At 67.2% G+C, this 13,747-nt stretch carries 14 protein-coding genes and 1 pseudogene; 6 read left to right on the top strand and 9 right to left on the bottom strand.

What is annotated here, in order from left to right:
- Window positions 1–23 precede the first annotated feature (23 nt).
- From ABD679_RS07160 to ABD679_RS07130, 7 genes are all read right to left on the bottom strand, one after another.
- Window positions 24–1,463 carry a Y-family DNA polymerase gene (locus tag ABD679_RS07160; RefSeq protein ID WP_344759282.1) on the bottom strand — a complete coding sequence of 480 codons (1,440 nt, stop codon included), beginning with the start codon at window positions 1,461–1,463 and terminating at the stop codon, window positions 24–26.
- 8 nt (window positions 1,464–1,471) lie between these two features.
- Window positions 1,472–2,230, bottom strand: a complete 759-nt coding sequence (gene imuA / locus ABD679_RS07155) for a translesion DNA synthesis-associated protein ImuA (RefSeq protein ID WP_344759281.1) — start codon at window positions 2,228–2,230, stop codon at window positions 1,472–1,474.
- The gene (lexA, locus tag ABD679_RS07150; RefSeq protein WP_344759280.1) at window positions 2,230–2,862 is read right to left on the bottom strand and encodes a transcriptional repressor LexA; all 633 of its coding nucleotides are present in this window, start codon (window positions 2,860–2,862) and stop codon (window positions 2,230–2,232) included. The genes imuA and lexA overlap by 1 nt, the downstream gene beginning before the upstream one ends.
- A gap of 426 nt (window positions 2,863–3,288) precedes the next feature.
- Window positions 3,289–4,671, bottom strand: coding sequence for an FAD-containing oxidoreductase (locus ABD679_RS07145; protein WP_344759279.1), 1,383 nt, complete (start codon window positions 4,669–4,671; stop codon window positions 3,289–3,291).
- Between the two features lie 138 nt (window positions 4,672–4,809).
- Window positions 4,810–5,556 (bottom strand): SDR family NAD(P)-dependent oxidoreductase, encoded by a 747-nt coding sequence (locus tag ABD679_RS07140; RefSeq protein ID WP_344759278.1) that lies wholly within the window; start codon window positions 5,554–5,556, stop codon window positions 4,810–4,812.
- 137 nt (window positions 5,557–5,693) lie between these two features.
- Window positions 5,694–6,122, bottom strand: coding sequence for an organic hydroperoxide resistance protein (locus ABD679_RS07135; RefSeq protein ID WP_344759277.1), 429 nt, complete (start codon window positions 6,120–6,122; stop codon window positions 5,694–5,696).
- Window positions 6,123–6,199: 77 nt separating this feature from the next.
- Window positions 6,200–6,835 carry a hypothetical protein gene (locus ABD679_RS07130; protein WP_344759276.1) on the bottom strand — a complete coding sequence of 212 codons (636 nt, stop codon included), beginning with the start codon at window positions 6,833–6,835 and terminating at the stop codon, window positions 6,200–6,202.
- Window positions 6,836–6,956: 121 nt separating this feature from the next.
- On the opposite strand from ABD679_RS07130, the gene ABD679_RS07125 reads away from it, so the two are divergent.
- From ABD679_RS07125 to ABD679_RS07100, 6 genes and pseudogenes are all read left to right on the top strand, one after another.
- Window positions 6,957–7,886, top strand: coding sequence for a LysR family transcriptional regulator (locus tag ABD679_RS07125; protein WP_344759275.1), 930 nt, complete (start codon window positions 6,957–6,959; stop codon window positions 7,884–7,886).
- Between the two features lie 14 nt (window positions 7,887–7,900).
- A complete protein-coding gene (locus ABD679_RS07120) occupies window positions 7,901–8,173 on the top strand; it encodes a hypothetical protein (protein ID WP_344759274.1) in 273 nt (90 codons plus the stop codon).
- A gap of 43 nt (window positions 8,174–8,216) precedes the next feature.
- A pseudogene (locus ABD679_RS07115) lies at window positions 8,217–8,378 on the top strand (HupB); the annotation flags it as partial.
- 342 nt (window positions 8,379–8,720) lie between these two features.
- Window positions 8,721–10,706: a catalase gene (locus ABD679_RS07110; protein WP_425561871.1), complete on the top strand. Its 1,986-nt coding sequence runs from the start codon at window positions 8,721–8,723 to the stop codon at window positions 10,704–10,706.
- Between the two features lie 12 nt (window positions 10,707–10,718).
- Entirely contained in the window at window positions 10,719–11,276 is a 558-nt protein-coding gene (locus tag ABD679_RS07105) for a cysteine hydrolase family protein (RefSeq protein ID WP_344759271.1), read from the top strand.
- 77 nt (window positions 11,277–11,353) lie between these two features.
- Complete coding sequence (locus tag ABD679_RS07100; protein ID WP_344759270.1) at window positions 11,354–11,854, top strand: lipocalin family protein; 501 nt, start codon at window positions 11,354–11,356, stop codon at window positions 11,852–11,854.
- A 45-nt stretch (window positions 11,855–11,899) separates the two neighbouring features.
- Here the strand turns inward: ABD679_RS07100 and ABD679_RS07095 are convergent, their stop codons facing one another.
- Entirely contained in the window at window positions 11,900–12,538 is a 639-nt protein-coding gene (locus ABD679_RS07095; RefSeq protein ID WP_344759269.1) for a GIY-YIG nuclease family protein, read from the bottom strand.
- 91 nt (window positions 12,539–12,629) lie between these two features.
- Window positions 12,630–13,559 carry an NAD(P)/FAD-dependent oxidoreductase gene (locus ABD679_RS07090; protein ID WP_344759268.1) on the bottom strand — a complete coding sequence of 310 codons (930 nt, stop codon included), beginning with the start codon at window positions 13,557–13,559 and terminating at the stop codon, window positions 12,630–12,632.
- Window positions 13,560–13,747: the final 188 nt, after the last annotated feature.

Raw genomic sequence — 13,747 nt, 5'->3', positions numbered from 1 at the left:
CCCACAGATATTTCGCGACTGGTTCATGCGAACCAGCCGTGCAGCATCCAGTTGCCCTGCTCGCCCACCGGGGCGAAGGCCCAGGCGTGCTGGCCCTGCGATGTCTCGATGACGTAGTAATCGCGGCGCGCGTCGTCGCCGTCCCACCAGCCGCTTTCCAGGCGCTCGGGGCCGGAGACGATGCGCAGGCGGGAATTGCGCAGCGGCACGGGCTTGTCCAGCAGCCACGCCGGGCGCGGCGGACGGCGCGGCGCGACCTGTGCGCCCAGGGCATCGTCGGTGACGCCGGCGCGACGCCATGCAAGCTCCGGTCGCGGGTCGCCCGTCGGCGCGGCGCGCCAGACCGCGTCGTCGCCCAGGCGCGCGCGCAGGCGTTCGCGCAGCTGCGGCCACGGCAGCGCCTGCGCCGGGCGCGCATCGAACAGGTCGCGCGAGGCCGGCACGAACGGCGGCAGTTCGCGCGCCAGCAGCCGCACCGCCACCACAGGCTTCGGGATCGCCGCCTGCTCGAGCCGGCTGCGGGTGAGTTCGAACAGCACACCCGGCTCGCGCTCGGCGGCGAGCAGGCCCACCCCCACGCCGGTGTGGGTCTGCTCGTGCTCCAGACGCAGCACGAAGCGCTGCACGCCGCCGTCGCGTACCGACAGGTAGGTGGCGAGATCGCCGACCAGCCGCCGCAGCGGGAACAGCAGCGCCTGGTGGCTTTCGACCTCGTAGCCGAGTTCGATGCGGGCGTCGAAATGGTCCGGCGGCGCGTAGCAGGCCAGGGGGTCGTCGGCGTCGCCGTGCAGGCGGTCGAGGTGGTCGAGCAGTTCGCTGCCGAAACGGCGGCGCAGGCCATCGCGCGGCAGCGCGCGCAGGGCGCCGAGGGTGCGCACGCCCATGCGGTGCAGGCGCTCGCCGGCCTCGCCATCGCCATTCCGGTCCGGCAACGCGGCACGGCGCACCGGCACCCGCGCCAGCGCCTCGTGCATGGCCGCGGCGCTGGCCACCGCGAAGCCGTCGCGCAAACCCGCGAACACCCGCGCCGCGCGTGGCGTTGGCGCCAGTGCGATGCGGTGGCTGAAGCCCAGGCCGTCGAGTTCCTCGCGCAGCCGCGCCTCGAAGCGCGGCCACGGCCCGAACAGGCGGAAGCTCGCCCGCACTTCCAGCACGATCGCGCCCGGCCACTGCGCGCTGACCTGCGAGCTGTGGCGGTAGGCCCAGGCGGCGAGGAAGCGCTGCCAGCGCGCGTCGGCGGAGGCATCGTGTTCGACCAGGGCGACATCGGACAGCAGCGCATGCGCGGCCGACAGGCGCATGCCGGGCTTCAGCCCCGCCTGCGCGGCGGCTTCGTTGACCGCATGCAGCTGGCGCAGGTGCGCGGGGCCGGAGACCAGCGCCAGCGGGCGGGCCGGGTCGGGCGTGCGGCGGAGGACGGCGTCGAGCGCCAGCTGCGGCAGGTGGATGCAGGCCCAGAGCATGGGGGGTCTCAGCGAAGTCCTGCAAGCGCGACTTCGGCAGGAACCGCTCTTGCGGGATTGGCTTTTGTAGGAGCGGCTTCAGCCGCGAGCTTTTTGTCCCGCAAGTAGTTTGGGCAAAAGCTCGCGGCTGAAGCCGCTCCTACAAAAGCTGTGGTGAAAGCACGTGCGGGCACGTTGCCGCCGCGGCACTTGCGCACGTGCCAGGCGCCATCGACGTGTTCCAGCCGCAGTGCGGCAGGCGACGGGTTGGCGGCGTGTTTCCTGTCGCGGAAGGCGAACCCGAGGCAGTCGCCGCTGTCGGCCGCCACCTGCAGGCGCCGCAATGCCTGCGCGTCGGCGTGCAGCGGCCAGCCCAGCACCGCGCCGCAGGCTGCGCTGCGCAGGCACTGCTCGAATGCCCACAGCGCGTTGCGCGGGTCGGCTTCGATGATTTCCAGCCGGCGCAGGTCCACGCCCGCCGACTGCCATGCCGGCGCATACGGCAGGTATGGCGGCGCCACCACCGCGACCACCATGCCCGCCTGCGTCATGCGCGCGAGCGTGGGCAGCAGCAGCGACAGTTCGCCGACGCCGTCGGCCGGCAGCAGCAGTTCGGTCACTGCGCGCCGCGGCCAGCCGCCCTGCGGCAGCAGCGCGTCGAGCGCGGCGTGGCCGGTCGGTTCGCCGCCCGCGGTCGTCGCCGGCACGCGCCCGGCGCGCCACACGGTTTGCGCCGACAGCAGCGCATCGAGGCTGGGCGCGGCAGCAGTGGCCTTGGCAACGTCCATCAGTCGCTGCGCACCAGGCCGCAGTACAGGCCTTCGATCGCGAAATCGCTGCCCGGCTCCACCACGATCGGCGCGTAGTCGGGGTTGCGCGGCAGCAGCCGGATCTGGGTCTTCGTCCGTTCGAAGCGCTTGATGGTGATCTCGCCGTCGACGCGCGCCACCACCACCTGGCCGTTGCGCGCCTCGCGCGTGCGCTGCACCGCGACCAGGTCGCCGTCGAAGATGCCGTCGTCGCGCATCGAGTCGCCCTTCACCCGCAGCAGGTAGTCGGGCTTGTTGGCGAACAGCGCGCGGTCGAGCAGCACGTGGCGCTCGACGCCGGCATCGGCGCCGATCGGCGCGCCGGCGGCGACGCGGCCCAGCACCGGCAGCTCCAGCCGGTCTTCGCGCAGCCGCGCACGCGTGCCGCGGCCACGGCTGCCGGCAACGCGGATCCCGCGCGCCTCGTTCGGCCGTACTTCCAGGTAACCGGCGGCCTGCAGCCGCCGCACGTGCTTGTGCGCCGCGCAGGCCTGGCGGAAGCCGAAGGCGTCGGCGATCTGCTGCAGCGTCGGCGGCAGGCCTTCGCTGGCCGCGTGCTCGCGGATGAAGTCGAGCACGGCGCGCTGGCGATCGGTGAGGTCGTCGGTCATGGGTAAAAATCTATTTACCTTGGTGGACGGGCGCAAGTGCCCAGTCCGGGCCGATTGCGCCAGCCACGCGTCTCGCCGATCGAGATCGCAATCGAATCAACAGCTTGCCGTACACTCTTGTCCGCCCACCGACATCGCCGCGTTTTCCCGATATCGGAATTGCCCTAGTGCGTCATCCTCGATGCGGAAGATCCGGCAATAGCCCATGCTGAAGCCGGCGCCAGCCACACCCCGCTCGCAGTGCGACGTGTCCTTGGCCCTCGAAGGCGCGACTCCTCTCCTCGACCGTCATCGTGAAGTGACGGCTCTCCCGGTGCTGTCCGTAGATCGCCGGCTTGTTCTCAATGACCTACGATCGATCTTCAAGCATCGTCGCGACCGCGGCCTCCATTCGCATTCTCTCCATCACATTGCACCCGTCTTCCGTTACCCCGCGGGCTTCAGGTCGAGCAGCACGGTTGGAATCAGCTCCGATACCGTGGGATGGATCGGCATGGCCCAGCGCAGCGTGTCGATGGGCTGGTCGGCGTTCATCATGTCGATGATGCCGTGGATGGCTTCATCGCCGCCGGTTCCCAGGATCGCGGCACCAAGGATTCGGCGGGTGTCGGCGTCGGCCACGACTTTCATGAAACCAAGCGTCTCACCCTTCTCGACCGCACGCCCGACGCGCGTCATCGGGCGTTTCGAGCGGAGCAGCCGGCGGCCGCTTTTTGCGGCTTCGGCTTCGGTCATGCCGATCCGGGCAAGTGGCGGGTCGATGTAGAGCGCATAGCCGGTCAGTCGCTGACTGACGCGGCGATCGCCGCCGTCGAGCAGGTTGGCAGCGACGATTTCGAAATCGTTGTAGGCGGTGTGGGTGAATGCCCCCCGCCCGTTGCAGTCACCCAGCGCATGGACACCCGGCACATTCGTCTGCAGATTGTCATCGACCGTAATGTAGCCGCGCGCGTCCGTCGTGATGCCGGCCGCTTCGAGACCCAGGTCGTCGGTATTGGGCCGACGGCCCACCGCCACCAGCACATGGCTGCCAATCACCGGCGGGACGGCCTTGTCGCAATCGACCGACACGGCAATGTCGTCGCCGTGCCTGCTGAAACCGATGCAATCGGCTCCGGTATGGATCGTGATGCCTTCGAGTTCGAGGATCGCACGGACCTCCTCGGATACGTCGGCGTCCTCGTGCGTGATCAGGCGGTCCATGCGCTCGACAATCGTCACCTGCGAACCGAAGCGCCGATACATCTGTGCGAACTCGAGGCCGATGTAGCTGCCGCCGACGACGACGAGGTGTCGCGGTAGCACGTCGAGGGCCACCATGCCGGTATTGGTGAGGACGGACACGTCCTCGACACCCGGCATGTCGGGCACGATGGCGCGCCCGCCCACGTTGATGAAGACGCGCGGTGCGGTCAGCCGCATACCATCGACATCGACGGTATGCGGGCCGACAAAGCGCGCATGGCCCCGGACCAGCTCGACATTGTCCATGCCAGCGAGCCAGGTTTCATTGCCCGCGCGCGAATCCAGGATGACCTTGCGGGCCCTCGCCGCCACCGAGGGCATGTCGATCTTGACGGACCCTTCGACGGCGAAACCATAGTCCCCGCCCCGCCGCGCCATGTGCGTCGCATAGGCGCTGGCGACGAGCGCCTTGGTCGGCTTGCACCCCGTGTTGACGCAGGTGCCACCGACCAGGTGCCGCTCGACAATCGCAACCGTCATGCCGGCATCGTTCAGTCGCCCGGCGAGCGGCGGGCCGGCCTGGCCAGTGCCGATGATGATCGCATCGAACGTGCGCGTGCTCATCGACAACCACCAGACCTGACCGGTCGGGCATCAAATCGACTGTGGCAAGTCGTGCCTGGGGGAAATCCGATGTCGAGTCTCATCTTCGTACCCTCTTGCGTCAGCCAAGGCTCGCAGCCCGCGCACCTGGCTGTCCAGTCAGCGCATGCCACCCGAACCCAAGATGATCTCGCCCGTCACCCAGCGGGCATCGTCCGACGCCAGATAGGAGACGATCGGCGCAATGTCCTGCACCCGTCCGATGCGGCCGAGCGGCGTCCGCTCTTCGTTCCATGACTGGAAGTCCGATCCCATCGCACCGGAAGCATGGGAACCTTCGGTTTCGATCAAGCCGGGGTTGACCGCATTGACGCGAATGCCCCGGGGGCCGAGTTCACGCGCAAGCACGCCGGTGATGGCGTCGATCGCGCCCTTCGAGCCGCTGTAGATGGCGCTCTCGGCCAGGAAGACGCGCGTGACGAACGAGCTGATGTTGATGATGCTGGCGCCCTTGCCTAGGTACGGCGCGGCGACACCGGCGACCAGCAGCGGACCAAGGACATTGATGTCGAACTGGCTGCGATAGCTCGCCTCGGTGGTCTCTTCGATCTTCGCGAACTGGTAAACGCCGGCGTTGTTGACCACGATGTCCAGGCGCCCGAAATTGTCGATGGCCGCTCTGACCAGCGACTCGACCTCCGCCTTGTTCCTGACGTCCGCACCCACCGCCAGGGCCTTCCCACCAGCGGCTTCGATATCGGCGACCACCTTAGCCGCACCGGCCCCGCTCGAGGTGTAGTTGACAACGACCTTCGCGCCGTCAGCCGCGAGCTGCCGGGCAATCCCGGCCCCGATACCTTTGGATGCGCCCGTTACGATGGCGACCTTGTCTTTCAACCTATTCATGTCTCTGGATTCCAAATGTGGGGCGATCGAGCGCGATCCTCGATGCCATCTGTCTGTAGTGCGGCGCCGGGCATGGTCCTTGCGGATGGTCCTTGTGTAATGAAATCGCGGACTTGTCCCGGACAGTCGAATCCCACTCACGCAACGCCGATAGTGATGTCGATATTGGATCGGGTGGCGTTGGAGTAGGGACATACCTGATGGGCGGCCTCAATGAGCCTCTCCACGACGGGAGGATCAATCCCCCGCAGCCCGACCGCAAGATCGACCGCGAGACCGAAACCTCCTTCGTCGCGCGGGCCGATGGCGACGGTCGCGGCGACCGAGGCATCGTTCGGTACTTGGACTTTCTGCTGGTGCGCAACAAGCTTCACCGCACTCAGGAAACACGCGGCGTATCCGGCGGCAAAGAGTTGCTCGGGATTGGTAGCCCCCTCCTGGCCGGGTCCACCCAGCTCACTGGGAGTCGAAAGCTTGAGGTCGAGCGCGCCGTCCTGGATGAATGCGCGTCCGTCACGACCGCCCGTGGCGATCGCTGTCGTGCGGTACTTTGTATCGATGGGCATCGTGGATCTCCTTCTGATCGGAACAGCGCCGGATACGGCTGCGGGAAGCGGTTGACCGGGCCTGCCGCCCGGCCACCTCAGCGCGTCTCGACACATGCGTCGCGCACCGCGTTCTTGCGCGCCTCGCTGACTGCCAGCCAGACTGCCGAGACGAGAAAATAGAAGGCACCGAACGCGGCATAGGGCGCGATGTCGGCGATGCCGACCGGAGCGTCACCGCCGGCCTTGCTTATGAAATGGGTTCCGGCCAGTGCGGACTGCGCGCCGCTCAGGACCATCGCCCATTGCGCGCCATAGGACTTCCAGCGCCGGGCGCCGGTGGCCAGCTGTAGGAACCCTGCCAATGCCGCCCAGATCCCGAAGACCACCAGGACGCTGTTCATGCCGTGGCCCAGCGCGATGGCAACGGCAACCGTGGTGATCGCGCTGACAACGAGGTTCAGCAGTTGCGTCTTGTTCGCGGCAAGGCCGCCGTTGCGCCGCGCATCGACAAGGTTCGCAAGCGCGTCCCACGCCGGGTACGCAACCAGCATGACGGCGGCGAACATCGGGACATCCCTTGCGACCAGCAACGCCGCCACGGCCCAGGCCGTCGAGAAGGCGAAGCGGGCGAAGTAATGGTTCTTGAGCCAGCCCGAAGATGATTGGACGGGCCGGTGGTTGTTTGACTGAGTTAACATGCCGTGGCTCCAGCTGTTCTGCTTACGGTGCACGCAGCGTAGGAGCATGGTCGGCGCGGCGGAAATCGTTTGTTCGAATACCAGCCATCAGGCGCGGAAATTCCTCGCGAGAATCCGTTGATCGCCACCATTGATGGTTCGACAGGAGGAACGGATGCGTCTCCAAAGACTCGACCTTAACCTCCTGGTTGCGCTCGATGCGCTGCTCACTGAAAGGAATGTCACCCGCGCCGCGGAGCGTATCCACATCTCCCAGCCCGGCATGAGTGCAGCGCTGCGCAAATTGCGTCAGCACTTTGACGACCCGTTGCTCGAGCGGATCGGCCGGAACCTCGAGCTGACCGCCAAGGGCCGCGCACTGGCCGCCCCGGTCAAGAGCATTCTTTCCCAGGTCGGCGAACTTGGCGATCAGTCGGCCGACTTCGACGCTTCGTCCGCGCGACACGTTTTTCGCATCTCCGCGACCACCTACGGCTGCGAGATCCTGGCCACGCCCCTGATCTGCAGGCTGCGGGAGGTCGCTCCGCTGATCAGCGTGCAGTTCGAAGAGCTCTCGGCGGATACCGCCGACCGCATTCTGGATGGCCAGATCGACTTTGCAATCACGATCTCGGCCAGGCTGCTCGACAAGATGCAGGCCTACGAAGAGTTCATGCGCTCGGAGAAGCTGTTCACCGACGAGTTCGTGGTGGCGATTTCCAAGGACAGCGCGCACACCGCAAAAACCATCACCTTCGACGAGCTATGCGCGATGGGGTATCTCGAAACCCGCTTCGGGGGTTCCATCGCAGGCATTTCCGAGCAGCTTTGGCGCCAGCAATCCAAGCAGCCCCACACGTGCGGATGGCTGCCAAACTTCCATCTGACCTTGAACACCGTCGGCAGGACCAACATGGTGGCGATCCTGCCGTCGTTGCTGATGGCGATGCAGGGCGATCGGCACAACGCGAGGGCGATGCCCGTACCCTTCGAGATGCCGGTCCTCGAGGAACGCCTCTACTGGCATCGGCGGAATGACGGCGATCCGGGGCACGTGTGGATGAAACAAACCCTCCAGGACGTTGCCGGCACTCTCAAACTTTGACGGTTTTCAGTTACATGTCACAACGCCTTGCCGGCCACGCATCCACGGACGGAATCGAGCATGGCGCGCTGGCGATCGGTGGGGTCGTCGGTGTTGGCAACAACCCATCCGCAATTGCAGGCGCGTACAAGTCCCGCGACGCGGTCGATTCGGCTGCCGCGCCCCCACTTACCAGTGATGGCATGCGGATCAATGGCTTGTGCGGACTCCTGTCGTCGGCACGGCGCTCCGGTCAGGTTGCTGACCGGCAACCGCCCGCGCCGACGCTCTCTTTCACGCCCGCCTGATCTCCGACGCGCTTTCCTTGTGGACCCACACGGAGAATCCGCCATGCCACGCGGAGAAAAATCCAGCTACACCGACAATCAGAAGCGCCAGGCCAGCCACATCGAGCACAGCGAGGAAAAGAAGGGTCGCAGCAAGGAATCGGCCGAACGCATCGCCTGGGCGGCGGTGAACAAGCAGGACGGCGGCGGCAAGAAGAAGGACTCGCACAAGTCCTGAATACGGCGCGCACGCGACCGGTCCATGACGGCAGTGACCACCGCCCCACTGCACCAACGACTTCGAGCCATCGGCGCATGCGCCGATGGCAACCCCGGAACCACGTTGCATTAACGCCCCCGCGCCCAGCATGGCCGCGACACGTTTGCCGCGTGCCTCCTTCCCCCACTCCGGAGCGTTCCGATGGCAACGAGCAAGAAGCCGGGCAAGCGCCCGGCACCCGCCACGTCCAGCACAGCCAGCAAGCCCACCCGCAAGCCCACCGCCGCGCGCGAGACCCGCGGCAACGCCGACGAACTCCACCAGCTTGCCGGCGGCGCGCACCCGCCGCTGACCACCAACCAGGGCCTGCCGGTTTCCGACAATCAGAACTCGCTGCGCAGCACACCGCGCGGGCCGACGCTGCTGGAAGACTTCGTCCTGCGCGAGAAGATCACCCACTTCGACCACGAGCGCATCCCCGAACGCATCGTGCACGCGCGCGGTTCGGCGGCGCACGGTTACTTCGAGCTCACCAAGTCGCTGTCGAAGTACACCACCGCCAAACTGTTCACCGAAGTCGGCAAGCGCACGCCGCTGTTCACCCGTTTCTCCACGGTCGCCGGCGGCGCCGGTTCGATCGACACCCCCCGCGACGTGCGCGGCTTCGCGGTGAAGTTCTACACCAGCGAGGGCAACTTCGACCTGGTCGGCAACAACATCCCGGTGTTCTTCATCCAGGACGCGATGAAATTCCCCGACGTGGTGCATTCGGTGAAGATGGAGCCCGACCGCGGCTTCCCGCAGGCGGCGAGCGCGCACGACACGTTCTGGGACTTCATCTCGCTCACGCCCGAGTCGATGCACATGATCATGTGGGCGATGAGCGACCGGGCGATCCCGCGTTCGCTGCGCATGATCGAGGGGTTCGGCATCCATTCGTTCCGGCTGGTCGACGCGAAGGGAAAGTCGACTTTCGCCAAGTTCCACTGGCGACCGAAGCTGGGCCTGCAGTCGACGATCTGGGACGAGGCGGTCAAGCTGGCCGGCGCCGATCCCGACTTCCACCGCCGCGACCTGTTCGAGGCGATCACGTCCGGCAACTTCCCGGAATGGGAGTTCGGCGTGCAGCTGTTCACCGAGGAGCAGGCCGACGACTTCCCGTTCGACCACCTCGATTCCACCAAGCTGATCCCAGAGGAACTGGTGCCGCTGACGATCATCGGCCGCATGGTGCTCGACCGCTGGCCCGACAACTTCTTCGCCGAAACCGAGCAGGTCGCGTTCTGCCCGGCCAACATCGTGCCCGGCATCGACTTCAGCAACGATCCGCTGCTGCAGGGGCGCCTGTTCTCCTACCTCGACACGCAGCTGATCCGCCTGGGCGGGCCCAACTTCCACCAGTTGCCGATCAACGCGCCGAAGTGTCCATTCGCCAACCAGCAGCGCGACGGCCACATGCAGATGCAGGTGCCCAAGGGGCGCGTGAACTACGAGCCAAGCTCGCTCGATCCCGCCTCCGCGCGTGCGGCGCCCTCGGGTTTCCGCAGCTTCGCCGAGCCGGCCGACGACGCATCCAAGGGCCGCATCCGCTACGACACCTTCGCCGATCATTACAGCCAGGCGCGGCAGTTCTTCCGCAGCCAGACCGCGCCCGAACAGGCGCACATCGCCTCGGCGCTGGTGTTCGAACTGTCGAAGGTCGAAACCGCCCACGTGCGCGAGGCGATGGTCGGGCACCTGCGCAACATCGACGACAGCCTGGCCAAGCGCGTCGCCGCCGGCCTCGGACTGGACAAGCTGCCGCCCGCGGCGAAGGCGGCCACCAAAACGCTCGATCTGCCGCCCTCGCCCGCGCTGCAGATCATCGGCAAGATGAAGCCGACGCTCGAAGGCCGCTGCGTCGGCATCCTGGTCGACGACGGGTCCGACGCCGCCGCGATCAAGGCGCTGCGCAAGGCCGCGGAGGACGCCGGGGCGACGGTCAAGATCGTCGCGCCGAAGCTGGGCGGCGCCACCTTGTCCGACCGCAGGAAACTTCCCGCCGACGGCCAGCTCGCCGGCACGCCCTCCGTGGTGTTCGACGCGGTCGCACTGGTGCTGACCGATGAAGCCGGCGAGCGCCTGGCCAACGAGGCGGCGGCGGTCGACTTCGTCCGCGACGCGTTCGGCCACCTGAAGGCCATCGCGGCCGATGCCGGTGCACAGGCGGTGCTGAAGGCCGGCGGTGTCGCCAGGGATCCCGGCGTGGTCGATGCGGGCGACGCCAAGGCGTTCATCAAGGCGGCGATGACGCGGCAGTGGGACCGCGAACCGAAGGTGCGCACGCTCGCCTGACGCCCGCTCACGATGCCGAGAAGCCGAAAGCCGCACAGCGCGCTGATCATCATCGACATGATCAACGCGCTGGATTTCCCGGAAGGACCGCGCCTGCTGCGGCAGGCGATTCCCGTCGCGTCCCGCATCGCCCGGCTCAAGCGGCGGCTCAAGGGCGCCGGTATCCCGGCGATCTACGTCAACGACAACTTCACCCACTGGCTCGAGGATTTCGACGAACTGGTCGCGCTGTGCTCGCAGGACGACGCCCTGGGCGCACCGCTGGCACGCGCGCTGCCGCCGGAACGGGACGACTACTCGATCCTCAAGCCGCAGCAATCGATCTTCTACAACACGCCGCTGGAAGTCCTGCTGCGCCAGCTCGGCGCCGGCACCGTGGTCCTGACCGGCATCGCCGGGGACGCCTGCGTGCTGGCCAGTGCGTTCGATGCACGGATGCGCGATCTCGACGTGGTGGTGCCGCAGGACTGCATCGCCTCGATCACCGCCCAGCGCAATCGCAATGCCGTGGCGGTGCTGAAAACGATGGATGCGAAGGTGACCACGTCGGCCCGCCTGCGGGCCGCCTGAATCGCACCACGTCCGGCACACATGTGCTTCATCCGCGAGGCGCAATCCTGCATCCCGGACTCTCCATCAGGATCCGCATGAACAACACCTCCGACGAACCCGCCACCGTCGTCTCCATCGACCTGCCGCGCTACCTCGGCACGTGGTTCGAGATCGCGCGGCTGCCGATGCGGCATGAACCCCGCGACTTCACCGACATCACCGCGCACTACGCGCTGCAGGACGACGGCAAGGTGCGCGTGCGCAACCGCGCGCTGGACGGCAAGGGCGAGCTCCATGAATCGATTGGCGAAGCCCGCGCGGTCGACGACAGCAACAGCAAGCTTGAAGTGACGTTCCTGCCCGAAGGCCTGCGCTGGATTCCCTTCACCCGGGGCGACTACTGGATCCTCAGGATCGACCCGGACTACACCACCGCCCTGGTCGGCAGCCCCGACCGCAAGTATCTCTGGCTGCTGTCGCGGCAACCACGGATCGAGGACGCGATCCTGCAGGACTACCTCGCCCACGCCCGCCAACAGGGATACGACCTCGCCGACCTGATCCACACGCCCCACACCGGCCACCCCACCGCCTGACCGCATTGCTCTCTGTTGTAGGAGCGGCGGAAGCCGCGAGCCCTTTCAACGTCCCTGCAGGGGCCTGCCGACAGCCCCGGATTCTGGCACCTGGCCTCCGCCCCTTCCCCGATACCACCGCCAGACCTCCTCCGGCAGCAGCGGCTCCAGTTCGACCCCCAACTCCCCGTACGCATCCAGCGTATCGCGCACCATCTGCTGCGTCGGTGTCGGCCCCACCAGCCCGTCCAGTTCGTCCGGCGACAGCTGCGCCTGGGTCCAGGCGAACAGCGGATCGCTGCGCGCCAGCAGCACCGGCCGCAGCCAGTCGCACAGCGGCGCATGCACGACGTAGCCGCGCTGGCGCAGCCCTTCCACCGCCAGCGCCAGCTGCGGCGCCACGCCGCGGAACCATTCCGTATGTCCCGCCGCCTCCCGGCGCACGGTCAGCGGCGCCGGCGCATTGTGCTCGGCCAGCGGCCGGCGCAGCTCCAGTTCCAGGTCGCGCGCATCGCGCACGGTTTCGGTTTCGACCAGCAGCCCGCGCTCGATGTCGAAGAATTCGTACCAGCGCCGATGCAGCTGCTGCAGCCGCGACAGCGGATCGCGCGAAAACCCGATCTTGCAGTGATCCTCCCACGCGCACGGCAACACGTAGACGAAACAGCGACCGCCCGTCACGACCTCACCACACACCGTTCGCACCCAGCCTTATTGTGGGAGCGGCCTCAGCCGCGAGCTCTTCCGGAACACGCCTGGAAACACCGGGACAACACCGGAAGCCCAGCCCCGCCATCTACAGTTCCACCGCCCCACCCCGCGGCACGAACGGCAGCATCCCATGCACCCGCGTCGTGGCGATCGCCGCCTGCCCCACCGCCACCGAGATCTGGTTCAACCCGCTGACCACGTCGCCGATCGCGAACAGGCCCGGCACGCCGGTCATCTGGTCGTCGTCGACGATGATCTCGCCCTCGTCCGACAGCGTCGCGCCGGCCGCGGCGGCGATGCGCGCGCTGGTGTGCGAACCCATGAACGGATAGAGGCTGTCGAACACGACGGTTTCGCCGTCGCCGGTCGTGTAACTGCAGCGCTTGCCGTCGAAATCCAGCCGACCGCCCGGCGCCAGCACGCGCACGCCGGCATCGACCGCCTCGCGCATGTCGTCGCCGCCCGCGCCGTCGTCGGTCGGCAGCAGGTAGACCCGCTCCGAATAGGCACGCAGGAACAGGCCATGCGCGCCGATGTCGCCGCTCGGCCCGTACACGCCGATGCACGAATCGCTGGCCTCGTACGCATCGCAGATCGAACACAGCCGCAGCGCGCCGCAGTCGACCGCGTCGGCCACCCAGGGTGCATCCGGCAGCTTGTCGGCCAGCCCGGTGGCCAGGATCACGCAGCGCGCGCGCCAGGACCGCGCGCCGTCCGACAGGAGAAAACCATCCCCGTCGCGCTCGATCTTCGCCACTTCCGCCGCCTCGAAGCGCGCGCCGAACTCCTCCGCCTGCGCCCTCATCCGCCGCAGCAACTCCACGCCGGCCACCCCGTTCGGGAATCCCGGGCAGTTGTTGCTCTCCGGAATCCACTTCGCGCGGCTGTCGCCGGCATCGAGCACCAGGCATGAACGCAGGAAGCGACCGAGATAGGTGGCGGCGGTCAACCCGGCTGGGCCGCCGCCCACTACAACGACATCAACCAGCGACTCGGAATCCGCGGAAGTAGACATGCTCTCGACTCCTAACTGGCAGGACGATCAGCCTAGACGCCGTAACGTCACGACGTCGTTACCCTGGCGGGAGGGGAGGTAAATACCAACAGTCCTTGCGCTTGACTCTGGCGAACGATCACGGCCCCATCAATGCGATCGCCTGATTGCGACCCAGGCCGATACTCATTGCCAAGACCGGGCAGCCG

Origin of the sequence: Luteimonas lutimaris, assembly GCF_039537065.1 — a bacterium.
Lineage (GTDB): Bacteria > Pseudomonadota > Gammaproteobacteria > Xanthomonadales > Xanthomonadaceae > Luteimonas > Luteimonas lutimaris.
Note: the sequence above shows the minus strand (reverse complement) of the source record. Positions and strands in the feature narration are given on the sequence as shown.